The sequence below is a fragment of the Pseudochrobactrum sp. B5 genome, from assembly GCF_001939785.1.
In the GTDB taxonomy this organism is placed as follows: Bacteria; Pseudomonadota; Alphaproteobacteria; order Rhizobiales; family Rhizobiaceae; genus Pseudochrobactrum; species Pseudochrobactrum saccharolyticum.
In genome coordinates, this window is sequence record NZ_MOYL01000001.1 from 716830 (window position 1) to 741871 (window position 25042).

22 protein-coding genes and 1 tRNA gene are annotated in these 25042 nt (G+C 52.6%); 5 read left to right on the forward strand and 18 right to left on the reverse strand.

Features of this window, described 5'->3' with window-relative positions; genetic code table 11:
- The first annotated feature begins 109 nt into the window (after positions 1-109).
- From BKD14_RS03220 to msuE, 3 genes are read left to right on the forward strand one after another with little or no spacing between them, the layout of a single operon-like run.
- Positions 110-496 (forward strand): metalloregulator ArsR/SmtB family transcription factor, encoded by a 387-nt coding sequence (locus BKD14_RS03220; RefSeq protein ID WP_075654248.1) that lies wholly within the window; start codon positions 110-112, stop codon positions 494-496.
- A gap of 1 nt (position 497) precedes the next feature.
- Entirely contained in the window at positions 498-1172 is a 675-nt protein-coding gene (locus BKD14_RS03225; protein WP_075654249.1) for a glutathione binding-like protein, read from the forward strand.
- Positions 1169-1729 (forward strand): FMN reductase, encoded by a 561-nt coding sequence (msuE, locus tag BKD14_RS03230; RefSeq protein WP_075654250.1) that lies wholly within the window; start codon positions 1169-1171, stop codon positions 1727-1729. Before BKD14_RS03225 ends, msuE begins: the two co-directional genes overlap by 4 nt.
- Positions 1730-1738: 9 nt before the next feature.
- On the opposite strand, the gene BKD14_RS03235 is transcribed toward msuE, so the two are convergent.
- The 7 genes from BKD14_RS03235 to BKD14_RS03265 form a co-directional block, all read right to left on the reverse strand.
- The gene (locus tag BKD14_RS03235; protein WP_075654251.1) at positions 1739-2632 is read right to left on the reverse strand and encodes a DMT family transporter; all 894 of its coding nucleotides are present in this window, start codon (positions 2630-2632) and stop codon (positions 1739-1741) included.
- Between the two features lie 231 nt (positions 2633-2863).
- Positions 2864-3727: a transporter substrate-binding domain-containing protein gene (locus BKD14_RS03240; protein WP_075654252.1), complete on the reverse strand. Its 864-nt coding sequence runs from the start codon at positions 3725-3727 to the stop codon at positions 2864-2866.
- Positions 3728-3907: 180 nt separating this feature from the next.
- On the reverse strand, positions 3908-4702 hold the full coding sequence (locus BKD14_RS03245) for an ATP-binding cassette domain-containing protein (RefSeq protein WP_075654253.1): 795 nt from the start codon (positions 4700-4702) through the stop codon (positions 3908-3910).
- Positions 4699-5433: an ABC transporter permease gene (locus tag BKD14_RS03250; protein WP_022710164.1), complete on the reverse strand. Its 735-nt coding sequence runs from the start codon at positions 5431-5433 to the stop codon at positions 4699-4701. The genes BKD14_RS03245 and BKD14_RS03250 overlap by 4 nt, the downstream gene beginning before the upstream one ends.
- Positions 5430-6152: an ABC transporter permease subunit gene (locus tag BKD14_RS03255; RefSeq protein ID WP_022710163.1), complete on the reverse strand. Its 723-nt coding sequence runs from the start codon at positions 6150-6152 to the stop codon at positions 5430-5432. The genes BKD14_RS03250 and BKD14_RS03255 overlap by 4 nt, the downstream gene beginning before the upstream one ends.
- 125 nt (positions 6153-6277) lie before the next feature.
- Positions 6278-7699, reverse strand: coding sequence for a M20 family metallopeptidase (locus BKD14_RS03260; protein WP_075654254.1), 1422 nt, complete (start codon positions 7697-7699; stop codon positions 6278-6280).
- Positions 7700-8144: 445 nt separating this feature from the next.
- Positions 8145-8744, reverse strand: coding sequence for a DUF922 domain-containing protein (locus tag BKD14_RS03265; protein ID WP_075654255.1), 600 nt, complete (start codon positions 8742-8744; stop codon positions 8145-8147).
- A gap of 504 nt (positions 8745-9248) precedes the next feature.
- Between BKD14_RS03265 and BKD14_RS03270 the strand changes: the two genes are divergently transcribed.
- Positions 9249-10847 carry an ABC transporter substrate-binding protein gene (locus BKD14_RS03270; protein WP_028233448.1) on the forward strand — a complete coding sequence of 533 codons (1599 nt, stop codon included), beginning with the start codon at positions 9249-9251 and terminating at the stop codon, positions 10845-10847.
- A 217-nt stretch (positions 10848-11064) separates the two neighbouring features.
- Entirely contained in the window at positions 11065-12300 is a 1236-nt protein-coding gene (pepT, locus tag BKD14_RS03275; protein ID WP_075654256.1) for a peptidase T, read from the forward strand.
- Between the two features lie 58 nt (positions 12301-12358).
- On the opposite strand, the gene BKD14_RS03280 is transcribed toward pepT, so the two are convergent.
- From BKD14_RS03280 to BKD14_RS03330, 11 genes are all read right to left on the reverse strand, one after another.
- Positions 12359-13468, reverse strand: coding sequence for an SbmA/BacA-like family transporter (locus BKD14_RS03280; RefSeq protein WP_022710158.1), 1110 nt, complete (start codon positions 13466-13468; stop codon positions 12359-12361).
- Between the two features lie 226 nt (positions 13469-13694).
- On the reverse strand, positions 13695-14636 hold the full coding sequence (locus BKD14_RS03285) for an isoaspartyl peptidase/L-asparaginase (protein ID WP_075654257.1): 942 nt from the start codon (positions 14634-14636) through the stop codon (positions 13695-13697).
- Between the two features lie 64 nt (positions 14637-14700).
- On the reverse strand, positions 14701-15585 hold the full coding sequence (locus tag BKD14_RS03290) for an ABC transporter permease subunit (protein WP_022710156.1): 885 nt from the start codon (positions 15583-15585) through the stop codon (positions 14701-14703).
- Positions 15582-16502: a glutathione ABC transporter permease GsiC gene (gene gsiC / locus BKD14_RS03295; protein WP_022710155.1), complete on the reverse strand. Its 921-nt coding sequence runs from the start codon at positions 16500-16502 to the stop codon at positions 15582-15584. The genes BKD14_RS03290 and gsiC overlap by 4 nt, the downstream gene beginning before the upstream one ends.
- 115 nt (positions 16503-16617) lie before the next feature.
- Positions 16618-18147 carry a glutathione ABC transporter substrate-binding protein gene (locus BKD14_RS03300; protein ID WP_075654258.1) on the reverse strand — a complete coding sequence of 510 codons (1530 nt, stop codon included), beginning with the start codon at positions 18145-18147 and terminating at the stop codon, positions 16618-16620.
- Between the two features lie 19 nt (positions 18148-18166).
- Complete coding sequence (locus BKD14_RS03305) at positions 18167-20044, reverse strand: dipeptide ABC transporter ATP-binding protein (protein WP_075654259.1); 1878 nt, start codon at positions 20042-20044, stop codon at positions 18167-18169.
- Positions 20025-20918 (reverse strand): MurR/RpiR family transcriptional regulator, encoded by an 894-nt coding sequence (locus tag BKD14_RS03310; RefSeq protein ID WP_075654260.1) that lies wholly within the window; start codon positions 20916-20918, stop codon positions 20025-20027. Before BKD14_RS03310 ends, BKD14_RS03305 begins: the two co-directional genes overlap by 20 nt.
- A 186-nt stretch (positions 20919-21104) precedes the next feature.
- Positions 21105-22541 (reverse strand): PLP-dependent aminotransferase family protein, encoded by a 1437-nt coding sequence (locus BKD14_RS03315; protein WP_075654261.1) that lies wholly within the window; start codon positions 22539-22541, stop codon positions 21105-21107.
- A 73-nt stretch (positions 22542-22614) separates the two neighbouring features.
- Complete coding sequence (locus tag BKD14_RS03320; protein ID WP_075654262.1) at positions 22615-23292, reverse strand: MOSC domain-containing protein; 678 nt, start codon at positions 23290-23292, stop codon at positions 22615-22617.
- A gap of 68 nt (positions 23293-23360) precedes the next feature.
- Positions 23361-23434 (reverse strand) — tRNA-Cys (locus tag BKD14_RS03325).
- Positions 23435-23666: 232 nt separating this feature from the next.
- Positions 23667-24836, reverse strand: coding sequence for an AraC family transcriptional regulator (locus BKD14_RS03330; protein ID WP_083646769.1), 1170 nt, complete (start codon positions 24834-24836; stop codon positions 23667-23669).
- Positions 24837-25042 lie beyond the last annotated feature (206 nt).

Consider the following 25042-nt stretch of genomic DNA (forward strand, 5'->3'; position numbering starts at 1 on the left):
GTGCGTAGGTCATAATTTTTAACGCTTGAATTTATAACATATTGATTAATATCAGTTATCAATATATTTTTTTATAGAATGTTTGCGCGTGGTTATAATGAGAGGTTTAATGACCAAGCCGGTTGCAGCCCGTTTATGCCGTTCTGTCACCACAGCAAGTGACCTGCTCAAGCTGATTGCCAATGCAAACCGGCTGGCGCTGGTTTGTTATCTGATGGAGCAGGAAGCGCAGGTCGGTGAGCTGGAAGCGGAACTACGTATTCCGCAGCCGAGCCTGTCGCAACAATTGAGTATTCTGCGCGAGGCAGGTGCCATTGCCTGCAGGCGCGACGGCAAGACGATGATCTATAGTGTGGCTGATCCGCGTGTTGAGCAAATTGTGCTGCGGCTACGGGAGATTTTTGACGGGCTGGAAGATGTGACCGGACGTAATATAACAAACCGCCAAACATCCGATGCGATGCCCGACCTGATGCCCGACCTGATGTTTGACTGATATGATTGATCTCTACACATGGATTACGCCCAACGGGCTGAAAACCTCCATTGCGCTGGAAGAGTTCGGCTTGCTTTATCAGGCGCATGCAATCGACCTGACCAAAGGCGAGCAGTTCTCTGAAAACTTCCGCAAGATCAGTGCGGGCTCTAAAATTCCGGCGATTGTCGATCATTCAAACGGGCTGACATTGCTGGAATCCGGTGCAATCCTGACCTATCTCGCAGAGAAGACCGGCCGGTTTTTGCCAGCATCAGGCGCTGAGCGCTATGCGGTGCTGGAATGGGTATTTTGGCAGGTTGGCGGATTAGGACCCACACTTGGCCATGCGCATTATTTTCTGACCTATCATCCGGACGTGGCGCCGGCAGCATCCGCGCTTTTCGCAAGTGAAACCAAGCGGCTTTACGAGAAGCTGGAGCAGCATCTCAACGGCAAAGATTATCTGGCAGGGGACTATTCCATTGCCGATATGTCAGTCTGGCCGTGGGTGTCACGTTTTGAACGCCATAAAATCAATCTCAATGATTATCCCTCCGTCCGGCGCTGGTATCTGCAAATCGCCAAACGGGAAGCTGTGCAGCGCGGCTATCGCGTGCCGGTTTTTGCGGGGAAAATTCCTTTGCCGCCCCCGCTGACACATGAAAATTCTGAAAGTTCTGAGGAAAGACTATGAGTGCGCCCCGCATAACCGGATTTTCCGGCAACCTGACCAGCCCGTCCAAAACCCGTGGCTTTGTTGAACATATTGCCGGACAGGCAGCTCTGGCCCTCGGCGGTGTGTCATCTGTCTATGATATTGCCGATCTGGGAGCGTCGTTCCCTGCTGCACGCTGGCCGTCGCAACTCGACAAGCAGGCTTCTGACATTGTGGATGAAATTGCCGCTGCTGATCTGCTGGTTGTCGGTACGCCGACCTATAAAGGCAGCTATACGGGACTGTTCAAGCATTTTTTCGATCTGCTAGACCCGAAATTGCTGCGTGGCAAGCCGGTCATTCTCGCGGCAACCGGCGGCGGTGACCGCCATTCGCTGATCGTCGAGCATCAGTTGCGCCCGCTATTCGGATTCTTTGAGGCTTTCGCACTGCCGACTGCAATCTATGTCTCAGATCGTGATTTTACCGACGGACAACTCAGCAATGTGCTGATTGATAACCGCATTGCGCAGGCGGTTTCTGAAGCCGTGCGTGTGGTTTCCGGTCATCATTATCAGCAGCAGGCGGCTGAGTGAGTATCTCACTCAGCGCAGCATAATCAGTGCCATTCCGGCTACCACCAGAAGAGCGCCAAGCCATGCACCATTGGCGGGGCGTTCACCGGTACGCAGCCATAGCAGCGGCAGAATAATCACCGGTGTTGTGGCCGAGATGGTGGAGACAATGCCGACCTTACCGCCGGAAAGCGCAAAGAGCAGCAATGTCATGCCGAGCGCCAGCGAGAGAAAGCCGGTCAAAGCGGTGAGGAAGGCAATCTTCAGCGTAAAAGGCTTTTTGGGCTTGAGCGCCGGAACCGGCAATTGTGTCAGCACGGTCAGGCAGCAGGCCGCAATGCCAACACGTAACAGCGAGGCCAGTGCCGGATCAATCCCGCTGACCATAACAGGGCGGGCGATAATGGAGCCGATGGCCTGACCGGTTGCCGCTGCCAGCCCCAGCCCGACACCGATCCAGAGCGGGCCTTTGATCTTTTCCCATTCATGGATTTGTGCACGGCGCTTGCCGAACAGAATGGCCAGCAACACACCGGATATCGTGACGGCGATGCCGAGCACACCCATAGGTGACAATGTTTCATCCAGCAGTATCCAGCCAAGCACGGCGGCAATCGGTGCATTGAGCGCAAACAGAATACCGGAGCGGCGGGGGCCGAGGCGGTTCAGTGCGGTGAACAGCAGAGAGTCGCCGACGAAAATCCCGATCAGGCCGGAGAGCAGCAGCGGAACTGCGCTGTCCCAACTGAGGTCGCGCCATGAGCCGGAAATCAGCACATAGATCAGCAATAATCCGGTGACGAAAACCTGCCTGCCACGGTTAAAAGCCAATGCGCCGACATGACCGGCGGGAATGGCAGAAATAATACCTGTAAACGCCCAGCAAGTCGCGGCTCCGAGTGCGGCGAGTTCATATACAGGCATAGTCGTGATCCGGATGCAGGATGAGAAATGTTTGAATAACAAAGGCTTCTACAGATACAAAGCCTTGCCGTCCAATCATATTGCGCAGAGCGGATCATCAAAGTTTCAGATCAGATCATGTCTTTATGCGATGACCGGATTTGAGCATGCTCCAGTTGCTCTTGCTCACGATAAAAAAATGTGGCCGCGAAAATCGCAGCCACATTCATGATTTCAAATTGTATCTGTAACTTATGGAGTTACGTCAAAACCGAACCATTTTTCGGACAGCTTTTTGATTGTGCCGTCAGCTTTTGCAGCTTCAATCGCTTCGCTGAACTTCTTCTGCAGTTCTGGTTCGTTCTTGCGCAGACCAACGGCAACGCCGCGACCCAGAACGCCGCCTTTGAAGTAAGGGCCGGTCAGAACGATATCTTCATTGCCTGGCTTTTTCGCAGCATCGGCCAGATAGGCCAGCGACGCTACAACCAGATCAACGCGGCCGGACTTCAGATCCAGATCGTGCTGTTCAGTTGTCTTATATTCGCGGATATCAGCGGAATCTTTGAAATAGGTGTTGAGCAGAGTCAGGCCGAGCGAAGCGGTCTGTACGCCAACAGTGCGGCCTTCGATTGAAGTCGAAAATTCGCCGATGGCTTTCTTCGTGGCTTCATCTTCATTGGCAAGGAACAGAGTTTCGCCGGTATGCGGCAGTTTCGCATAAGGGCTGTCTTTCAGCGTTGCGAAAGTCTGTGGTGTCAGGCCGTAGGAAACCGAGAAATCAATGGTTTCTTCACGCTTTGCAGTGGCGGTCAGGCCAGCCATGATCGCGTCGAATTTACCGGCGTTCAGCGCAGGGATCATGCTGTCAAATGGTGTTGCAACGAGCGTGCATTCCACTTTCATATGATCGCAGAGATATTTGCTCAGCTCGATTTCATAGCCGTCGAGTGTGCCGTCCGGCTTGGTGAAGTTGTACGGACGGTAAGCACCTTCAGTTGCGATGGTTACTTTGGTCCATTTCTTTTCTTCAGCCTGTGCAGTGACGCTGGCCGATACGGCGCCGAGCAGCATTGCAGAAGCAAGAAGCGATTTGGTGATGAGGCTGATTTTCATAGAAGCACCCTGTTTACAATTATTCTTGTTCATTTAGAGCGGCTCCATTCAGGATTGAACTTTTGAGCCGCTCTGTCTCTTTGTCTTTACGCATTATCCTATGCATCGAAGTGGGAATAGAAATCAGTCCAGCGAACTGATTTCCCCGCGAAGACGCTTCGCACTTTTGCTGGAAATGCTTTAAGCCGCATTTTCGTGGCTGATGAATTTGCGGAAACGTTCTGACTTGGAATTGGTGAAGACTTCCGACGGTGCGCCGTCTTCTTCAACCTGACCCTGATGTACAAAGATAACGCGGTTGGAAACGTCACGGGCAAAGCCCATTTCGTGGGTCACGACCAGCATTGTACGGCCTTCTTCAGCAAGTCCGCGCATCACGCGAAGAACTTCACCTACCAGTTCCGGATCAAGTGCGGAAGTCGGTTCGTCAAACAGCATCACTTTTGGTTTCATCGCCAGCGCGCGGGCAATCGCTGCACGCTGCTGCTGACCGCCGGACATATGTGAAGGGTAGTAATTGCGCTTATCGGCAATACCGACTTTCGCCAGCAGCGCTTCCGCTTCTTCAATGACTTCAGCGCGGTTGCGCCCCTGCACATAGATCGGCGCTTCAATTACATTTTCCAGAATGGTTTTGTGTGACCAGAGGTTGAAGCTCTGGAAGACCATGCCGAGTTCCGAACGGATGCGCGAGACCTGTTTTTTGTCGGTCGGGTAGCTTTCGCCTTTGGAGTTCTGCGCCATCTTGATGGTTTCACCGGAAATGGTGACCGTACCGGATGTCGGTGTTTCCAGAAGGTTGATGCAGCGCAGCAATGTGGATTTACCCGAGCCGGAAGAGCCGAGAATGGAGATCACTTCACCTTCGCGGGCTTCGAGCGAAATACCTTTCAGCACTTCGACCTGACCGAAATTCTTGCGCAGGTTTTCGACTTTCAGCGCGACCGGTGCGGATGCGGATACTGTATTGCTCACGATGCTTTTCCTTCGGTAGGAATATTGGCCGGTACGCTGACAGGAACAGGCTGACGCAGATATGGCGTCAGGCGGTATTCAGCCAGCAGCAGAAGACGGGTCAGAATGAAGTTGATGGACAGGTAAATTGCACCGGCAACGACAAAAACTTCAATCGCGCGATAGCTCTCGGCAATCAGCTTGGCAGCAATACCGGTCACTTCCATCAGCGTGATGATCGAGGCCAGCGAGGTGGCTTTGACCATCGAGATCATTTCATTGCCATAGGCAGGCAGTGCCTGACGGATAGCAAGCGGCATGACCACACGGCGGAAAGCGGTGAAGCGCGACATGCCACAGGCCTTGGCTGCTTCAATCTGGCCATGAGGCACGGACAGCAGGCCGCCACGGATGATCTCACCGGCATAGGCGGCAGTGTTCATCGTCAGAGCGATAACCGCACACCAGTAAGGCTCACGCAGGATCGGCCACAGGAAAGAGTGACGGATCGCCGGAAACTGGCTGAGGCCGTAATAGATGATGAAAATCTGCACCAGCAGCGGTGTGCCGCGGAATACAAACACATAAATACGAGCAATCCAGTCCAGCACAACATTACCGGACAGGCGCATCATCGCGATGACCAGTGCAAGACAGGCACCCAGTGCAATCGCAGTCGCGGCCAGTTTCAGGGTCAGAGGCAGACCCGCCAGCATAGCGACGAAAGATTCAGCGAAGAATTCAAAACTCATTGGGCTCTCCTCACGCCGCGGGAGAAATAGCGCTCAGCGGACTGCAGAATGCCGCCTGAAACAGACGAAATCAGCAGATAGAGGGCACCGGCGATCAGGAAGAAGTTGAATGGCAGACCGGTCGAACCGGCACCGATCTGTGCCTGACGCAGCAGTTCCACAACGCCGGTCACGGAAACCAGAGCGGATTCTTTCAACGATACCTGCCACACATTGCCAAGACCCGGCAGCGCATGACGCAGCGACAGAGGCGCAATGATACGGCGGAATTTCAGCCAGCGACCCATGCCGCAGGCGGTTGCTGCTTCCAGCTCGCCTTTGGCAACGGCTTTGAAAGCACCACGGAAAACTTCCGTATGATGCGCGCCGCAGGAAATGGCGATGGCCAGCATACCGGCGAGAAAGCCCGGAAAACCGAGGAAACCTTCAGCGCCGAACAGCTTGCCGATTGCGGTAATCGCTGCACTGCCGCCGAAATAAAACAGATAGATAATCAGCAGGTCAGGAATGCCGCGGATAATGGTTGTATAACCATCCGCGATGGTACGGGTAATCCGTCCGCCTGAGATTTTTGCCCAGGCACCGAACACGCCGATGACTGCGCCGAGCAAAAAGCCGGTCACAGCAAGGGCAACACTCATTAATGCGCCGGTGAGCAGAACTTGCCCCCAGCCGTCAGGCCCGAAGCTGAGGATTTCAAAAAAGCTGAGTTGCTTCATAATGTCCTTGGCCGGTTAGAGCAGTTTCAGGAAAAGTGGGAACTGGTTTTCCGTCCGAAACTGCGTGTGAATAGAAGGAGAGATGAGAAAAATGGTTGTCATAATGGATTCCTGTAGCCCGCTGACTATGCTTTTTGCACGGGGAGGGCAGGCTGCACATCATCCGGTATCGGATTGATGAAAACTGTACCGCCGAGGCGTTTTTTATGATCTGCTTTGGCCGCTGTAATATGTTCCGGATTGCGAAACAATTCTGCAGCGGTGCTGCTCATGATTTTCGCTGCATGTGCCATGCCTTTATGGGCTGCAGGCAATTTACCCTGCGCCACCATTTGCCATGAATGCAGCGGCGTGCCGATTGCGCAGGTCGCACCGCGCATTTGCACAGTTGGTACCACCCAGCTTACACTGCCCACATCGGTAGAGCCGACAAGGGAATTATCCCCGTTATACGGCTTATAGATCTCTTCGCATAGGGCAAGTCCGTCTTTTGGCTCAACACCAAAACGGCGGAAAGCATCCGAGATATCTTCTTTGCTCAGAGTATTCTGAAATTCGCGGGCAGTCTTTCTGTCCTGTTCGTCAAAAACAGGTGCGCCGAGACGTTCCAGCTGGATCTGCATCAGCTGTTCAAGGGTTGAATTGCCGATCAGATTGGCATCACCGCTGATGATCTCATCACGCACCGACGTTTCCGTCATCAGGGCTGCACCCTGTGCAATCTTACGAACGCGTTCCAGCAATGTCTGCATTTCCGGCAGGCTGAGCGCGCGGATCAGGTAACGCACTGTGGCTTTGGCTTGCACCACATTCGGTGCAATGCCGCCGGTATCGGTAACAGCATAATGGATACGGGCGCTGGAAGGCATATGCTCACGCATATAATTGACGCCGACATTCATCAGTTCCACGGCATCCAGCGCACTGCGGCCGAGATGCGGGGCGGATGCGGCATGGGCTGCGCGGCCGGTAAAATGGAAGCTGATTTCATTGCAGGCCAGAGAAACCGGATCATTGACACCGGCAAAAGGAGCGGGATGCCAGCAGAAGGCGACATCCACATCATCAAACAGACCTTCACGAACCATGAAACCTTTGGCCGAACCGCCTTCTTCCGCAGGGCAACCGTAATAACGCACGCGGCCTTTGATACCGTTTTCTGCCAGATAGTCTTTCAGCGCAGAGGCCGCGAGGAGTGAGCCGGAGCCGAGCAGATTATGCCCACAGCCATGACCATGGCCACCGCGTTCAATTTCCTGCGGCTCTGCCAGACCGGCAATCTGGCTCAGGCCGGGCAGGGCATCAAACTCACCGAGAATAGCAATGACAGGGCCGTCTTCACCGGCTTCGCCCATAACGGCGGTCGGCAGTCCGGCAATACCGCGCTCTACGCGAAAGCCTTCATCCAGCAGCATCTGCGCATGGGCATTGCTGGCTTTATATTCTTCGTAATTGGTTTCAGGATTGTCCCAGACTGTATCACTCAGATCAAAATAGGCAGGGCTTTTCTCTTCAACGATATCCCAGATATCAGAATGATTTTTCAATTGCCTGCTCCGTTTGATCCTGACACGCGCTGCATCCTTTACGGATAGTGTCGTGCTATGCTCGTTTACCCGTTCAGACTGGGAAGATGAAGGGGTATTACAACTTATTATTGAGTGCTGATAAAATTCCTTGGCCCCGCTTACAAGTGCTGATTACATCAAAAGCTGCCGTTCAACATAGTTTGATGCCGATACGGGCTGTATAAAGACAGCATGCGGGTCTGGAATATCCTCCGTTGCAGACAACCTCCTCTTTCTGCGCGCTGATAACTACAGTGACGAAATGGCAGAGTACAGGCACAATAATGCTCAAAAAGACGGCATTATTTGCCAGTATGGATGATTGATGTGCCGAAACGGGCGCGAAACAGCGATTTTGAACACTGTTTTCGGCTGAGAATAAACATAATGGTCAGTTTTGACGGATGTATAAAGTGGTCGTGATTCAGTGGCCGTTGACCAGCCCGAGGATCAGTTGATGAATATTTCCGCCCTGTGCCATATCTGAACGGTCAAAATCGCGGCCGCGCTGGCGCTGTTCCTGAAACAGTTCCGAGAGTACTTTATTCAGCTCTGTTTTGAACCTGATGCATTTCGGATCATTGGCAACGGACATCCCGACGGTGGCCGTTTCAATTTTCTGCACCATTTCTTTGATGTAATCGCCGTGAATATGTTCATGTTTTTCAATGCCGGCATAGAATGTTGCCCAGAGCGCGGCAGTCTCCGGCGGTAGCTTTTGCGCCGGTTTCGGCAATGTATATGTAATTGTCAGTTTTGGTTTGGCAGAAACCAAAGTGCAGTTGCCATCATCGGTTTTATATTTGCGCGACCAGAGCAATGTGAAATTTGTATGCGCAATGGTGCGTCTGTTCTTGCTGATCTGCGGACCTTTTTGGCCGATGGAAGCATAGAGCTCGGGACCTGTTGTACCGGAGACAGAATAGGTTTCCACTTTCTCAATCGCCTGCCATTCAGCTTGTGCACTGCCCGCCCAGATTGTGCCGGTTGCAAGCAGGGTGAAGAAAATACTTTTAACAGACATGCTATCTTCCGGTTTGACCGACATTGTTGAAAGAATGCCGGAACCGGCGTGTCTATACCTAGAGCGTATCCCGAAAAGTGTGAAGCGCCTTCGCGGAAAAAACAGTCCACCGGACTGTTTTTTTATCCCGCTTCGATCGGATAACATATGCGCAAAATAAAAAGATCGAGTATTTTTGCCGGAATGGATCGCATCAGTGAAAGCATCATGCGAATGGCCGAAAGCCGGTCTCCCGTTTCGCCGGTTCTTAGACTCCCCTGATTTAGTTGGGATGATTGTGATTTTATTCAAAATTATCAATGGCACTCGGGCAGAGATCGTTCCACTATCACGATACGGAATCACTTAACTCCGGTCATCAATCACTTTGTGACCGGACTAAGAGCGTAGTCTGAAGACTGTGAAACAGTTTTCGGGATGCGCGTAAAATGAACAGGCAAGGCAGTTCTGTTGGTTACTTGAACAGAGAGGTTTTGTCTGCCGGATGGAATGGGGAATACCAGTATGAATATTTATAAAAAGGCGCTTTCGGCGACAGCACTTGCTTTGCTGCTCGGCGGAATGGCCTCTGCTCAGGCTTCAGCAAAAACACTGATTTATTGCTCTGAAGCAGCACCGGACAATTTTGATGCGGCAACTACCACATCAGGTGCAACTTATGACGCTTCGGCGCGTAACGTGTCCAACGGTCTGATTAAAATCAAGCGCGGTTCAACAGAACTGGAACCGGGTCTGGCCGAGCGCTGGGAAATTTCGGAAGATGGTAAGGAATATACTTTCTTTCTTCGCAAAGGCGTAAAATTCCAGACGACCAGCTATTTCACACCAACCCGCGAATTCAACGCGGATGACGTGATTTTCAGCTTTGACCGTCAGGGCAACAAAGAAAATCCGTTTTACGGTAAGGGGACATGGCCGCAATATGGTGCTTATTCTTTCCCGACACTGATTAAAGAAATCCAGAAGATCGACGATCATACGGTTAAGTTCGTGCTGAACCGTCCGGAAGCAACAATGATTGCTTCGCTGTCGCTGACCTTTGCTGTAATCCAGTCCAAAGAATATGCGGATCAATTGGTGGCAGAAGGCAAGACCGATCAGCTGAGCCAGCTGCCGGTTGGTACCGGCCCGTATCAATATGTGGATTATCAGGCAAACAGCGCTGTGCGTTTTCAGGCCAATCCTGATTACTGGGGTGGCAAACAGAAGATCGACAATCTGATTTTCGCGATTACCCCTGATGCTTCCGTGCGTTATCAGAAGCTGAAGGCTGGCGAATGCCATATCATCGCTTATCCGAACCCAGCGGATATTGATGAGATGAAAGCGGATACCTCGCTTGAAGTGCAGCGTAAAGAAGGCCTGAATATTGCATTCATGGCCTATAATACTGTTGTTGCACCATTCGACGATGTGCGCGTGCGTAAAGCGCTGAATATGGCGATCAACAAACAGGCGATCATTGATGCCGTCTTCGGTTCAACCGGTATGGTTGCGGTCAACGCAATGCCTCCAGGTGTTTGGGGCTATAATAAAGACGTTAAAGACGATGCCTATGATATTGAAGCATCGCGCAAGCTTCTTGAAGAGGCCGGTGTTAAAGATCTTTCGATGAAGATCTGGGCAATGCCGGTACAGCGTCCTTATATGCCGAATGCCCGCCGTGCAGCGGAATCGATGCAGGCTGATCTGGCAAAAGTTGGTGTTAAAGCTGAGATCGTTTCCTATGACTGGAGCGAATATCTCAAACGCTCGCTCGAAAAAGACCGTGACGGTGCAGTCATGCTCGGCTGGACCGGTGGTATGGCTGATCCGGACAACTTCCTTGCAGCTTTGCTGGGTTGTGAAGCTGTCGGCAGCAGTAACCGTGCCAACTGGTGTAACGCTGATTTCGAAAAGCTTATTCAGGCGGCTAAGCTGACCACGGATCAGGCAGAACGCACCAAGCTTTATGAACAGGCGCAGGTGATCTTTAAAGAACAGGCTCCGTGGTTGACGATTGCCCATCAGGTGATGGAGCAGCCGGTCAGCAAGAAAGTCAAAGATTTCCGTATCGATCCTTTCGGCGGTTATCTCTTTGAAGATGTTGATATCGAAGAATAAGCAACACGATCTTACCCGTTTTTGGTGAGCACTTGTTTCAAAATCAATGGCGCCGTCACCGGCGCCATTTCTGCAAGATGAAATGAAACTGTAAGCTGATACCAAAGTTCATTGAGTAAAACTCATTGGACTTTGGTTAAGCCCGTGTGGTGATTGAACATTTTCAAGGCGTGATGCGTTAGCATCTTAGCGCCTTGGTATGAGGTAAAAGAATCCGATGGATATTGTTGAACGCTTTCTGAACTATACCCGTATTAATACAACAGCCGTATCCGATGCGGGGAAACTCCCGTCGAGCAGCGGTCAGACTGAACTCGCCAATCTGTTGGCAGGCGAGCTGCGCGATTTGGGACTTACCGTGGAAATGAGAGATCATTCCATCGTGGTTGGTACATTGCCGTCCAATATCAAAAATGCCGACCATCAGGCACCGGTGATCGCGTGGGTCGCCCATATGGATACCAGCGGTGAATATACTACTGATACCAAGGCGCATGTGGTGGAGTATCAGGGCGGGGATATCGTCCTTAATAAAGCGCTTGATATTGTGATGCGCGTTGAGGAATTTCCGGAACTGAAGCGTTACGAAGGCGACCGCATTATCGTGACAGACGGCACCAGTCTGCTGGGTGCGGATAACAAGTCAGCGATCGCTGAAGTTATGCATGCGATGCAGGTTCTGCGCGACAATCCGTCGATTGAACATGGCGAGGTTAAAGTCGTGTTTGTGCCGGATGAAGAGATCGGTCTGCTTGGCGCGAAAGCACTGGATGTACAGAGCCTCAATGCGGATTTCGCCTATACGCTGGATTGCTGTGCAGTGGGTGAAATTGTCTATGAAAACTGGAATGCCGGTGAGTTCCACATCACGTTCCGTGGTCAGCCTGCTCATCCGATGTCGGCCAAGGGCAAGCTGCGCAATGCCATTCTCTATGCCCAGCAATATATTGGTATGCTGCCAGCGGGTGAACGGCCGGAACATACGGAAAATCGTGAAGGCTATTACTGGGTCAAAGCTATTCAGGGCAGCGTGGCATCTGCCAAAATCGTGGTTGATATCCGCGATTTTACGGTAGAGGGCTATGATAAGCGCCGTAACTTTATCGACACTCTTGCCGCAAGTTTTAATCAGTTGCATGGTGAGGGCACAGTGTCGGTTGAATATCGTCCGATGTATCGCAATGCTGCCGAAGGCCTGAAGGGCGATAATTTCTATCCGGTTGAACTGGCTCTGGAATCGATGAAAGCTATTGGTGTCGAACCTTATGCAATCCCGATGCGCGGTGGTTATGACGGTGCGGTTCTGTCAGAAAAAGGTCTGCCTTGTCCGAACCTGTTCTGCGGTGCGCATAATTTCCATTCAATCTACGAGTTCCTGCCGGTTGGTTCTCTGAACAAGGCATCGGAGATGGTGATTGAGATTTTGAAACGCGCAGCAGCGGCTAAACGCTGATTAAACATACGAAAACAGTTATGAATGTTACAGGCGCGGAAGAAGACCGCGCCTGTTTTTATTCGGTCAGTAACAATGTGTGGAAGCCGGTAATACGCAGCAGATGTGCGCGCCATTCGGCAATGGCCTGATAATTATTCACATACCACCGCAGAGCCGAATAGACCTGATTGAACGCGCCGACTGTCATCATCAGCCCGCCGAAATTCAAGCCGCCGGAAAAATAGATCGGGGCGGCGGCCAAAATCGGCACCACAATGGCCATCCAGCCAAAGCCTGATGAAATCCATGTGAGATTGGTCTCCATGAGGATCAGCTTTTTTATGCTGGAATACAGGCCTTGAAATTTACCGCGCAAAAAACCGATTTTACGCTCACTCTCATTGGCCATCGGGTAATTATCGTTTTCACTAATAATCTTAACAAGAGCGGTTCTGAATTCTGCTTCCTGCGCTTCACGGGCAGCGTTCAGTTTGACCAGCCCGCGCCCCACTAAACGGCTGAGGGCAGACGCAAGTCCAACATAGAGAATAGCCGCCCAGACCATATAACCCGGCAGTGAGAATTCGTAGCCGTTATAGCGGAATACAAAACCTTCCGACACATTCCACAGAATGCCGATAAAACTGAATAAGAGGATGGAAGACTGAATGAAGCCAATTGTCAGTCCCGTGGTTGAATCTGCCAGCTGTCTTGTATCCTGATGGATGCGCTGGTCGGGATTTTGCGCATAAAAACCGGTCTTATCGAGTTTGGATGCCTTATTGCCATGCAGCCAGCAATCAAGAAGATTTTTGACGATAGCTTTGCGCATCACCACGGAAAGCGTTTGTTGAAACCAGTTTTGCGCAACATTGAGCACCAGCAATCCGGCAGCAATGAAGACAAAGATCTGCAACTGCCGGATAAATTCCGGAACATCCCGCTGCTCAATGGAATTATAAAATGGTACATTCCATTGATTGAGTGTCACCTGCCCATAGGCGGTTGCCAGCAAAATCAGCAGTAACGTAACAGACATGGCTGCCAGTTTCAGAAACTCTTCCGAGGAATTCAGAAGCCTGCGCAGAATGCCGAGTTGCGTGAAAAAGGGAATGTCGGGTAGGTGGCTGTCGCTCTGAGGGTCTTGTTGATGTGGCACCGAAATGACTTCTTTCAGCTGCTGCATAATTTAAAATCTTAGAGCGACCTTTGTGCGCCCAATGGGATGCGCGGCGCTCTAATGACCCTGTAATTTTAGGCTGACTGCAAAGTAATAGAATTCGGGGAGCCGATCCAGAGCGGCCATTGAAAAAAATACGCTGCAATTTCATCGATGGTAGCAACGATGAGCAAAAAAATCCCCCGAACCATTACTGGTCGGGGGATTGTCTCTTCAGAACTGCGCAGGAAGATTAGTCTTCTTTGCCGTAAATACCGGTATGGATGACACCATCCGCACCGCACCATGCGCGATACATGCCGGGGCTGTTGAACGGCAGTTCGATATTGCCTTTGGCATCAACGGCGATCAGGCCGCCGGAGCCGCCGAGTTCACCGAGTTCCTGCACCACATCGCCTGCAGCCTGTGCGAGGCTCTGGCCTGCCCAGCGCATACGTGCATCAATTTCATGACCAACCGCCCAGCGAATGAAATATTCGCCATGACCGGTTGCGGAAATTGCAGCGGTTTTGTCATCCGCCCATGTACCGGCACCGATCACAGGGCTGTCACCCACGCGACCCGGTGTTTTCGCGGTCATGCCACCGGTGGAAGTTGCAGCAGCAATATGGCCATTTTTATCGAGCGCAACCGCACCGACTGTACCGTGTTTGCGTGCCGGATCACCATCATCGGCGAGGCCAAGACGGCGGCGTTCCATTTCCGCTTTCAGTGCATCGAGACGTTGCTGGGTGCCGAACCATTCCGGTTCCATCATTTCCAGACCGGCATTTTCACAGAAGCGCTTGGCACCGTTACCGGCGAGGAACACATGCTCAGTCTGTTCCATCACCGCGCGCGCTGCCAGCACCGGATGACGCGGGCCGCAGATGCCGGTGATCGCACCGCAGCGGCGTGTCTCGCCGTCCATCACGGCAGCATCCATCTCATGGGTAGCATCGGTGGTGTAAACTGCACCGCGACCGGCATTGAACAGCGGATTGTCTTCCAGCGCCATAACGGCTGCAGTTGCTGCATCCAACGCGCTGCCGCCTTCGTGTAAAATTTTCAGACCGGCTTCCAGACAGGCTTTGAGACCTGCATGATAGGCGGCTTCCCGTTCCGGTGTCATATTGGATTTCAGGATTGTGCCTGCACCACCGTGGAGTGCAATTACAGGAGTAGTTTCAGACATGGTATTCCTCAGATATTGAAAGCTGTCATGAGAACGCCGTCTCAATTGAGACGGCGTAACTTCATCAGTCAGAGCGTAGTTTCGGATCCAATGCGTCACGCAGACCATCACCAAACAGGTTGAAACCCAGAACCGTTACGAAAATCGCAATGCCCGGAAACAGGGTAAGGTGATCGGCAACGCCCATATAGGAGCGTCCGTCTGCCAGCATGGCACCCCATTCAGGGCTTGGCGGCTGTGCGCCCAGACCGATGAAGGAGAGGGATGCCGCAGTCAGAATGGATGTCCCGATACGCATGGAGAAATAGACGATCACATTTGGCAGTGTGCCCGGCAGAATGTGGCGCAGCATAATCACGCGGTCTTTAACCCCGATAGCGCGGGATGCATCCACATACACAGTGCGCTTGAGCTGCAATGTTGTGCCGCGGGCAAGACGGGCAAAAACCGGAATCGAGAAGATCGCAACCGCATAGATCACATTGGTGATGCCAGGTCCGAGAATAGCAATAACCGCAATCGCCAGCAGGATACCCGGAAAGGCCAGCAGCAGATCGCACAGACGCATCACGGCGGAGTCAATCCAGCGGCCGTAATAACCGGAGATGATGCCGAGCGAGACGCCCACCAGAGCACCCAGTGTCACGGACAGGAAGCCGACAGACAGTGAAATCCGTGCTCCCCAGATGATACGGCTGAAAATATCGCGGCCATAGGTATCCGTGCCTGCCCAATGGGCAGCACTCGGCCCCTGCAGCACGGCATTATAATCCGGAATGGTCGGATCATAAGGGGCAACAAACGGCGCGAAGATAGCCATCAGCACCAGTGTGATGATGAAGATAAGCGCAACCATTGCCACTTTTTGTTTTTTAAAGCGGCGCCAGAATTCGGCCAAAGGCTTGCGCATTTTTTCGGTGGGTTCCACCACAACAGTTGTCGCACTCATTTGTAGCGGATCTCCGGATTTGCGAAAGCATACAGCACATCAACCAGCATATTGATGAAGATGAACTGCAGCGAGAACAGCAGGATTAGCGCCTGAATGACCGGATAGTCACGATAGGACACTGAATCGACCAGCAGACGGCCGAGACCCGGCCATGAGAACACGCTCTCAACCACAATCGAACCACCGAGCAGGAAGCCGAATTGCAGACCGACCATGGTGATGATCGGGATCAACGCATTGCGCAGAGAGTGTTTCCAGATCACACGGCGTTCCGGCACACCTTTGGCGCGTGCAGTGCGGACATAATCTTCACGGGCAATTTCGATGAAGGAAGAGCGGGTAAAACGCGCCATGACTGCCGCAACACCGACGCCGAGCGTAAAGGACGGCATAACAAAATGCTGCCATGTGCCGTAGCCGCCGGTCGGGAACCAGCCGAGATGGACGGAAAACAGGTTGATAAGCAGCAGGCCGAGCCAGAAAGGCGGAAAGGAAATACCGGAAACCGCAATAATCATACCCGCATAATCAGGCCATTTGCCGCGTTTGACAGCGGAGACAACGCCGATCAGCAGGCCGAGAGCCGTTGACCAGAGCATGGCGAACAAGGTCAGCCAGACGGTCGGCATCAGGCGGGCGCCGATTTCTTCCGCAACCGTACGGCGGGTTTTCAGCGAAATGCCGAAGTCGCCCTGCACAGCGCGGGTAAAATAGCGGACGAACTGTTCAGGCAGCGGTTTATCAAGCCCGAGCGAGGAGCGCACAACAGCGACATCTTCAGCGCTGGCTTCAGGACCGGCAACAAGACGGGCAGGATCACCGGGCAACATATGCACGAAGGCAAAAACGCAGACCATCACCATCGCAATGACAGGGACAGTGGCCAACAGCCGTTTGATCAGATAGGCAAACATGGATTTCCTTTCTGAAAAACTGTGCTGACCGTATTAAGCGTATCCCGAAAAGTGCGAAGCGGTTTTCGGATAAGATACGCGTCAAATAGCGGTCAGCACTCGCTTTCAGATGCGATTATTCAGCAAAAGCGGCATCTTCGAGCAGAAAGCCGCGGTCAGGCAGCATATAAACGCCCGACAGGCTTTTGCTCTTGGCTGCAATATTCTGACCTACACCAAGGAAAATCCACGGTGCATCCTGCCATGCAAGTTTCTGCACTTCCGCATAGGCTTCAGCACGTTTTGCCGGATCTGCAGTTGCAATACCTGCTTCAATCGCTGCATCAACCTTCGGATTTTTATAATATGCGACGTTGAACATTGCAGGCGGGAAGCTCTGACCGTAAAGCAGCGGGCGAATACCCCAGTCAGCATCACCGGTCGAAGCAGACCAGCCGCCGTAATACAGCTGCACAGTTGCATCTTCAGGCTTATCAACGCCCCAGACTTTCTGCGCGGCAACACCGGCTTCAAGCGGCACGACATTGACCTTTACATTGATCTGCGCCAGCTGCTGCTGGATGAACTGCGCGGCACGCAGGGAGCCGGTATTGGAGGCAGCCCAGACTTCTGTTTCAAAACCGGCTTCGAGGCCTGCTTCTTTCATCAGCTCTTTGGCTTTGTCGAGATTGAAAGTGTAGTCACCGGCCTTCACATGGAATGCCAGAGCCGAAGGAATGATGGAATCTGCCGGTGAGCAGTAACCATTGGAGACAACTTTACAGAAAGCGTCTTTATCAACGGCATAGTTCAGAGCCTGACGCACGCGCAGATCATCAAACGGCTTCCTCAGATTGTTCATGGCGACATAGGTTTCAACGATCGACGGTGTCGCTTCGACCTGAACATTCGGATTGTTTTCGACTGCCTTCATCAGTTCAGTCGGGAATGTCGGAATGTACTGAGCTTCGCCGGTCTGCAACATCGCAAAACGGGCGCCGGATTCCGGGACGGAGCGGATGGTCACGCCGTCAACTTTCGGCATGCCTTCTTTCCAGTAATTGTCGTTTTTCACGACTTCCAGTGTATCGGCAGCCCAATGTTTGAAAGTGAACGGGCCGGTGCCGACCGGATTACGGTCGATATCTTTGCCGAATTTTTCCAGCGCTGCCGGAGAAATCATCATCGCGCCCGGATGGGCGAGGGAGGCAACCATGGCACCGAAAGGTTCTTTGAGGGTCAGTTTGATGGTTGAATCATCAACGGCCTGTACTTCCTTAACCATGGAAACAAGGCTGCGGCGGGACAGTTTGTTATCCGGATTGGCAAGACGGTCGATGTTGAACTTGGCGGCAGCAGCATTGAAATCTGTGCCGTCATGGAATTTGATGCCCTTGCGCAGTTTAATTGTAAACTCGGTGGCATTTTCATTGGCTTCATAGCTTTCAGCGAGAAGCGGGATCAGTTTCATATCCTTGTCGAAACCGAACAGACCCTGATAGATCAGACGCAGCGAGGTCTGGGACAGGGTGTCATTGACCACAGCAGGGTCAAGACCGGTCAGGTTGTCCTGAACAGCAACGGTGAGCGATTTCGCCCATACGGTGCCCGGAAGCATGACAGCGGCAGCTAATGCCGATGACAGCAGAATTGATTTCAGTTTCATTAGTCTCTCCTTCCACTTATTATTTAAAATCACCGATCGGGTGGCGGGCTACAAAATGGCCGGGTTCCACCTCAACCAATGGTTTGACAACAGGCATATCGTCGGGCTTGCGCACCGGACTTGGAATTTCGCCCTCAATCAGCGGTCTGTTGCGGTCGCGCCTTGCCGGATCGGCAATCGGCACCGCAGAGAGCAAACGGCGGGTATAGGCATGTTGCGGATTTTCAAAAATCTGACGGCGCGGGCCAATTTCAACGATCTGACCGAGATACATAACGGCAACACGGTGCGAGACGCGTTCAACCACGGCCATGTCATGGCTGATGAAAATATAGGACAGACCACGTTTTTCCTGCAATTCCATCATCAGATTGATGACCTGCGCCTGAATGGAAACGTCCAGTGCGGCCACAGCCTCATCCGTAATCAGAATATCCGGATCACCGGCCAGAGCGCGGGCAATACAGATACGCTGACGCTGGCCGCCGGAGAACTGATGCGGATAGCGGCGCGCATGTTCCGGCTGCATGCCGACATCGCGCAGCAATTGCACAACGCGTTCCTCAATCTCATTGCCCTTGGCAAGGCCGTGGGTGATGAGCGGTTCGGCAATGGAGAAACCAACTGTGAGGCGCGGATCGAGTGAGGCAAACGGATCCTGAAACACATATTGGATTTTGCGGCGAACGGCGAGTTTCTCAGCGCCGCTCAGCTTGAAAATATCCTTGCCGCGATAGTGTACCGAGCCGGATGTGGCTTCCTGCAGCATCATCAGGGTGCGGCCGGTGGTGGATTTTCCGCAGCCGGATTCACCGACGAGCGCCAGAGTCTCGCCCTGACGCAGATCAAAATTGACTTGTTCAACCGCGTGTACACGACCGGCCAGTTTGGAGAAGAAGCCACGGCGGATATCAAAACGGGTGACGAGATCGCGTACTTTCAGCACAGGTTCGTCGGATTTGATTGTATCCTGCGGCGGGGAGACTTCAAATTCGGCAGGCTTGCCGTCTGCATGATCGGCTTTGAGCATAGGGAAACGGCGCGGCAGGTCTTCACCATTCAGCGCACCAAGACGCGGCACAGCGGCCTGCAAAGCACGGGTATAAGGATGCTGCGGTGATTTGAAGACGTCTTCGACAGTGCCTTCTTCAACCTTTTCACCGTGGCGCATCACGAGAACGCGGTCGGCCACTTCTGCCACCACACCCATATCATGGGTGATGAACAGCACAGCCATGCCCATCTCTTCCTGCAGCAGGCGGATGAGGCGCAAAATCTGTGCCTGAATGGTCACATCAAGCGCTGTGGTCGGCTCATCGGCGATCAGCAGTTTCGGTTTGCAGGACAGTGCCATCGCAATCATCACACGCTGGCGCATACCGCCGGAAAGCTGATGCGGGTGACGGTCAAGCAGGCGTGCCGCATCGGGAATACGGACTTTTTCCAGCATGTGCAGTGCTTCTGCACGCGCTTCTGAAGCAGAGCAATTCTGGTGCAGGCGCACAGCTTCTGCAATCTGCTCGCCAACGGTAAAGACCGGATTGAGCGATGTCATCGGTTCCTGAAAGATCATGGCAATATCATTGCCGCGGATCTTTTCCATCGCCTTCAGGGAATGTTTGGTGAGGTCGGTGGTAACACCGTCATTGCCGGTAAAGTGGATGCCGCCTTCGGTGATCTTGCCGCCGCCGCTTTCCACCAGACGCATGATTGCCAGCGAGGTTACGGATTTGCCGGAACCGGATTCACCAACCACAGCCAGTGTTTCTCCGGCCTTGATCTCGAAAGACAGGTTCTTAACCGCACGGAATGTGCTTTCATCACCTTTGAAATCAACGCTGATATTCTCAACGCGGATCACCGGTGCTGTTTGCGGGTTACTCGGCTTCACTGACATCCGTGGTCCTCGTTTTGGACTGCGGATGCTGTTCATCATCCGCATAAAAATAGGGCATGAGAAAGCGTGTCATCGATACGGCATCGGACACGCTCTGATGATGGGCCGCCAGAACGGCGAGAATAGTTTCGAAAGCGGCAAGTGCGGCAATGCCGGAACTGTGCAGAACCGGATGATCCGCCGGAATGAAAATCTGCTCATGGCTGAGGGCGCAAAGCGGAGAATGCGCTCCGTCTGTAACTGCGATGCAATAGGTGCCGCGACCACGGGCGAGCTTCATAAAATCGACTGTGTGTTGTGAATAGCGTGGCAATGCCATGGCGATCAGCAGGTCTTCAGGGCCGAGGCCTGCGATTTTAAGCGCGACCCGTTCCATGCCGTTCTCACCGGTCAGCATGACCTGCGCACGGCTGAAAGGCAGCAGCCTGTCGGCAAAAAGCTGGAGCAGATTGCCGCTGACACCAAAGCCTAAGAAAGCGATGCGCTGGGCGTTCTGGATACGCATGGCTGCGCTCTCCCAGACCGGATTGTCGGCTTGCTTTGCAACAGTCTGCACCTGTGAAAGGGCATTCTTGAAGGCGTCTTTAATCACACGGCGCGGCGGAATGTGACGGGCGCGGTCGATATTTTCAACCGGCTTCAGCAGAGACTGATAACCCTGCACAGCATGGGCGCGAAATTCGGTAAAACCGTTCAGGCCAAGCGCTTTGACAAAACGTGTGATGGTGGCGGTGGAGGTTTCGGTGGCTGTTGCCAGCTCTTCAATGCCCATTGTGGCAACCGGAAAGGGGTTCGTCAGCACGAAATCAGCAATTTTCTGCTGATTGGCTGTCAGGCGTGACCACTGTGCTTCAATAAGCGCCGGTAGATTCACCGATCTTTCCCCCTCATTATTCTCCCGAAAAAAATCCTATCAAAAAAGATTCAAAATGAAAATCTTTTTCATTGAAGTGTCACAGAAATAAATTTCTACGATGCAGAATGAAATTTGGCCGCTGTTCGGATGGAAACAGCGGCCTGAAACAGGTTCAACAGATAGGGAGCCGAAGGCTTTGTTATATCAGGCTTTTGACCGCGCCAATATCTGCACCATCCGTGCGAGTTCGGCTTCACTTGAATTGGCAAAGCCAATGCGGAAAGCCTGTGTGGCACGGCTTTTATCCAGCTCAAAATGTGCACCGGGCAAGACGGAGAGGCCGGAGCGGGCAGCATTTTCAGACCATGTTTGTGCACAAAGTCCCTGATTGAGTCTGAACCAGATGGCCAGACCACCGGCCGGAAGTGAGAACCGGCCGTCTTCGCCGAGTAAGCTTTGCAACTGTCCGGCGAGAAAGTCGCGTCTTGCGTGATAAATCCGGCGGGCTTTTCGGGCATGGCGCTTGATAGTGCCGTCAGCGAGCAGGTCACTCAGGGCAAGTTCCAGCGGCAGGTCGCCTTGCCGGTCAATCGCCTCACGGTGCCGGATCATCCGCCTGAGAATATCCGCCGGTGCAACGGCATAGCCGATACGAATGCCCGGAGCCAGAACCTTGGACAGGGAGCCGAGATAGATAACCGGCAGTTCCTTGCCGGAACGCGCGGTTAGTGGCAGGACTGGGCGGCCGTCATAGCGATATTCATTGTCATAATCATCCTCGATAATGACCAGACCGTAACGCTGTGCAATATCAAACAGGCGCAGCCGTCTTGCGGCTCCGAGCGTGACTGTTGTCGGATATTGATGATGCGGTGTCAGGTAAACAGCTTTGAGCTGCGGGTCTTGTCGGGCAAGTGCCTCAAGAGCATCAACATCAATCCCGCCTTCATCCACCGCTATGCCGCAGATTTCTGCGCCCGCTGCACGAAATGCCGACCATGCCAAAGGATAACCCGGCTGTTCAACGGCGATTTTTGTGCCGGGTTCAATGATTGCTTTCGCGGCCAGAAACAGCGCCATCTGGCTGCCTCTGGTAATGAGGACATCTTTCTCAGTTGCCACCAGACCGCGCTCGACATTCAGATAGGATGAAAGATTTTCCCGCAGTGATTTATTGCCCGCCGGATCACTATAGGAGCCGCCATGGGTGAAATTGGTGCTTGTCAGTGCACGGCGGAAAGCCTGTGCAAAGGCGGTTGTCGGCAGCAGGCGTGCATCTGGCGCGCCGTCAGAAAATTTGAGCGTAAAAAGCGGCAGATTGCTGTTCACGGGAGAGGGCTGTTTTCCTGCCGGTGCTGTTTTTCCTGAGCCGGAAACGTCCGGCAGGTCATGGGAAACAAAGGTGCCGCGCGATGGTTCAGCTGAAAGCCAGCCCTGCATTGTCAGTTCGTGATAGGCCGCATCAACAGTATTGCGGTTGAGTTTGAGTGTTTGCGCCAGCGAACGTGTGCCGGGCAATGCCGCGCCGGGTTTAAGACGGCCGCGTTCAATCTCACCGATAATAGAGCGGGCTAAGGCCAGAAAAATCGGTTCCCGTTCGCGGGCAGAGACTTCGATTGCAAGTGCAGTACTTTTTCTCATCACAGACCTGAATTGATAAAGGCAGGATACTGCCTGTTCCATATTAGAGCGGAAGAGAGGCTTCAGACACCGGTCAGCCTTGCAGGCGGCGTGACCAGTCCTCCGTTTTTCGTGTGGCTAGTCGCTTGACGGCATAATCACGCCAGTTCTGCGCAAGATGTTCAAGATCGGCCATCACAGCCAGTTCTGCAAAATTCAGCGTATCGACATATAAAATATGCCACGCCTTGCGGATGGTCCAGTCAGGTGAGGGACGCTCAATCAGCTGTAATGTATCGCCGGCTTCAACAAAGCCCTCTTGTAAAACACGATAATACCAGCCGGTTCGGCCGCTGCGTTGCACGCGCAGGGACATGTCGCCGGTATCAAAGCGGAAATTAAGCTTCCAGCAGGGCTGACGTCCCTGACTGACCTGAATAATGGCGTCGCCAGCCTGAAATATATCCCCGATTGCAATAGTCTCTTCTGTCAGGCCGGTGGTCGAAATATTTTCGCCGAACGCGCCTGCTTGTTGCAAGACATCCCGCTCGCCGATTTCCTGCCTCCAGACCGCATAATGTTCATAGGCATAATGATGAACAGCTTTTTCCGGCCCGCCGTGATGCTTGCGATCACCTTGTGCATCCTTGGTGAAGCCTTCTATGCCGAGCCAGTTCTTGCCCTGTGACGGGGTTTTGGCAATTGCACTGGGGGCTTCGCGGGGGCCAAGCGGGGCAACGGAACCGGTCAGAACTGTATTTATCGAAATCATATTTGCGTTCTCTGGGCGTAAGGAGAGAGCCATTTCTGACCAATATTATGACTGATATTGGTCAGAAATGGAGGCCGACCTTGGATTTGAACCAAGCTGAACGGATTTGCAATCCGTTGCGTAACCTCTCCGCCATTCGGCCTGATCTTGGGCTTAGGATCGTGCAGTTTTCAAAATATCTTGGGAGGATGTTTTGTAAAACCGTCTCCTGAATAATGCTGTTCAGGGTAAAGCGGATGGTCCGGTTTTTATATTCTGAACAGGCCGGTGGCGATGTGCGATGCATAGAAATACAGAATAGAAAATCAGATTAATCAGTATATCTGTCAGTCAACCAGCCAGTTATTGTCGGATTGTTTCTGCTGTTGCTTTTATTACAGGTCGAGATTGCGCAGCCAGTTCTCAAAACTGACCTGTTTGCTGTTCGGGACAGGAAAATCTGTCGGTTCCGGATGCGGTGCGGATAGGTTTTTGCGCACTTTGCTCGGGCTGACACCGAATTCATTGGTGAAAGCGCGGGTGAAATTTGCGGCAACATCAAATCCGGCCGTTTGGGCAATGTCGAGAATTCTGTCCTGATTGGCCGGATCCTGCAATGTTTCATAGGCCGCTTGCAGGCGTTGTTTGCGGATATAATTCAGAACGCCGCCATGGGACTCGAATAGCTGATAAAGCCGCGTGCGGGATATGCCGACCGACCGGCAGATTTTCTCTGCTGTGAGTTGCGGATCGTGAAGATTGTGATGAATGTAGTGATGCACCCGTTCCATGGTGCCGAAGCCGATTTGACCCGGATGGTCATGGTCTGGGCGGACACAGGGCTCAACGCCGTTCACAATCATATTCCTGATTGTTTGTACAATACCTGGCAGATCATCCAGTGTCAGCGAGGGCAGATGTGTTTCAACCTGAGCCAGAAAATTCGCCAGCAGCGTGGCAAGCGTTCCTGACAGGATGGAATTATTGACAGACTTAAATAGACCAGCCTCGCCGGAAAACAGGCTGTAAGGCATATAGAGCAGCACAATTTCAGAACTGGTGCAGCGCCCCCGATAGGGGTGTCCGAGTGTACGGAAAGCCACGCGACCCGAGCCGGTTTTAATGACTTTGCCGTCAACCTCCGTCCATGCCTGCCCGCTGCGTCTTAGTCCCAGATACCAGTGATCAATCGGGCTGTAGCGTAATTGTGCAGCCGTGCGGGCGTAACTATAGGCATCGCTCTGCTGCCGGACAAACAGCATTTTCCCGAAATGCCAGACAGTATGACACGCAAAAAATCCGTCCTCAGGCAGAACATTGTCCGGCAAACGGACATCAATAATTGGCCGCATATAAGCGCGCCATGCCTCGAATTGCTCTTCGGGAGGCAGGTCCTGCGTGGAAAAATGCAGCGACGGTAAAGGCGGTGCGGTTGAAGGAATGATCACCGGCTCAAGAACATCCTGACCGGTGCGGGGAAAGCGGCGGCGCTCAACCTGCGGCCATGTTGCTTCAGCTCTCAGCCGGTCAGGGTTTCCTTCCGGAGTGTCAGACTGCTTATGCATCCGGTTCCTCCCGTCCACTGCATCTCTTAGCAGTGAAAGCCTGTGAAATCTCTCAGCACATCATCCTCAAGCAATATCTTATCATATCAAATAAGAAATGTACGAAATGATAATTTTCAGGATGCAGCGATAACGACAATCCTCTGACAGAGCGGTATATAGTATATGAAAGTAATTTTGTTAAAATTCCGTTTATACTTTGAGTA

Bases quoted from the DNA above. Each gene is read 5' to 3' on its own strand.
- BKD14_RS03220 (WP_075654248.1), top strand. From the start codon at position 110: ATGACCAAGCCGGTTGCAGCCCGTTTATGCCGTTCTGTCACCACAGCA.
- BKD14_RS03225 (WP_075654249.1), top strand. From the start codon at position 498: ATGATTGATCTCTACACATGGATTACGCCCAACGGGCTGAAAACCTCC.
- msuE (WP_075654250.1), top strand. From the start codon at position 1,169: ATGAGTGCGCCCCGCATAACCGGATTTTCCGGCAACCTGACCAGCCCG.
- BKD14_RS03235 (WP_075654251.1), bottom strand. From the start codon at position 2,632: ATGCCTGTATATGAACTCGCCGCACTCGGAGCCGCGACTTGCTGGGCG.
- BKD14_RS03240 (WP_075654252.1), bottom strand. From the start codon at position 3,727: ATGAAAATCAGCCTCATCACCAAATCGCTTCTTGCTTCTGCAATGCTG.
- BKD14_RS03250 (WP_022710164.1), bottom strand. From the start codon at position 5,433: ATGAGTTTTGAATTCTTCGCTGAATCTTTCGTCGCTATGCTGGCGGGT.
- BKD14_RS03255 (WP_022710163.1), bottom strand. From the start codon at position 6,152: ATGAAGCAACTCAGCTTTTTTGAAATCCTCAGCTTCGGGCCTGACGGC.
- BKD14_RS03265 (WP_075654255.1), bottom strand. From the start codon at position 8,744: ATGTCTGTTAAAAGTATTTTCTTCACCCTGCTTGCAACCGGCACAATC.
- BKD14_RS03270 (WP_028233448.1), top strand. From the start codon at position 9,249: ATGAATATTTATAAAAAGGCGCTTTCGGCGACAGCACTTGCTTTGCTG.
- pepT (WP_075654256.1), top strand. From the start codon at position 11,065: ATGGATATTGTTGAACGCTTTCTGAACTATACCCGTATTAATACAACA.
- BKD14_RS03280 (WP_022710158.1), bottom strand. From the start codon at position 13,468: ATGCAGCAGCTGAAAGAAGTCATTTCGGTGCCACATCAACAAGACCCT.
- BKD14_RS03285 (WP_075654257.1), bottom strand. From the start codon at position 14,636: ATGTCTGAAACTACTCCTGTAATTGCACTCCACGGTGGTGCAGGCACA.
- BKD14_RS03290 (WP_022710156.1), bottom strand. From the start codon at position 15,585: ATGAGTGCGACAACTGTTGTGGTGGAACCCACCGAAAAAATGCGCAAG.
- gsiC (WP_022710155.1), bottom strand. From the start codon at position 16,502: ATGTTTGCCTATCTGATCAAACGGCTGTTGGCCACTGTCCCTGTCATT.
- BKD14_RS03300 (WP_075654258.1), bottom strand. From the start codon at position 18,147: ATGAAACTGAAATCAATTCTGCTGTCATCGGCATTAGCTGCCGCTGTC.
- BKD14_RS03305 (WP_075654259.1), bottom strand. From the start codon at position 20,044: ATGTCAGTGAAGCCGAGTAACCCGCAAACAGCACCGGTGATCCGCGTT.
- BKD14_RS03315 (WP_075654261.1), bottom strand. From the start codon at position 22,541: ATGAGAAAAAGTACTGCACTTGCAATCGAAGTCTCTGCCCGCGAACGG.
- BKD14_RS03320 (WP_075654262.1), bottom strand. From the start codon at position 23,292: ATGATTTCGATAAATACAGTTCTGACCGGTTCCGTTGCCCCGCTTGGC.
- BKD14_RS03330 (WP_083646769.1), bottom strand. From the start codon at position 24,836: ATGCATAAGCAGTCTGACACTCCGGAAGGAAACCCTGACCGGCTGAGA.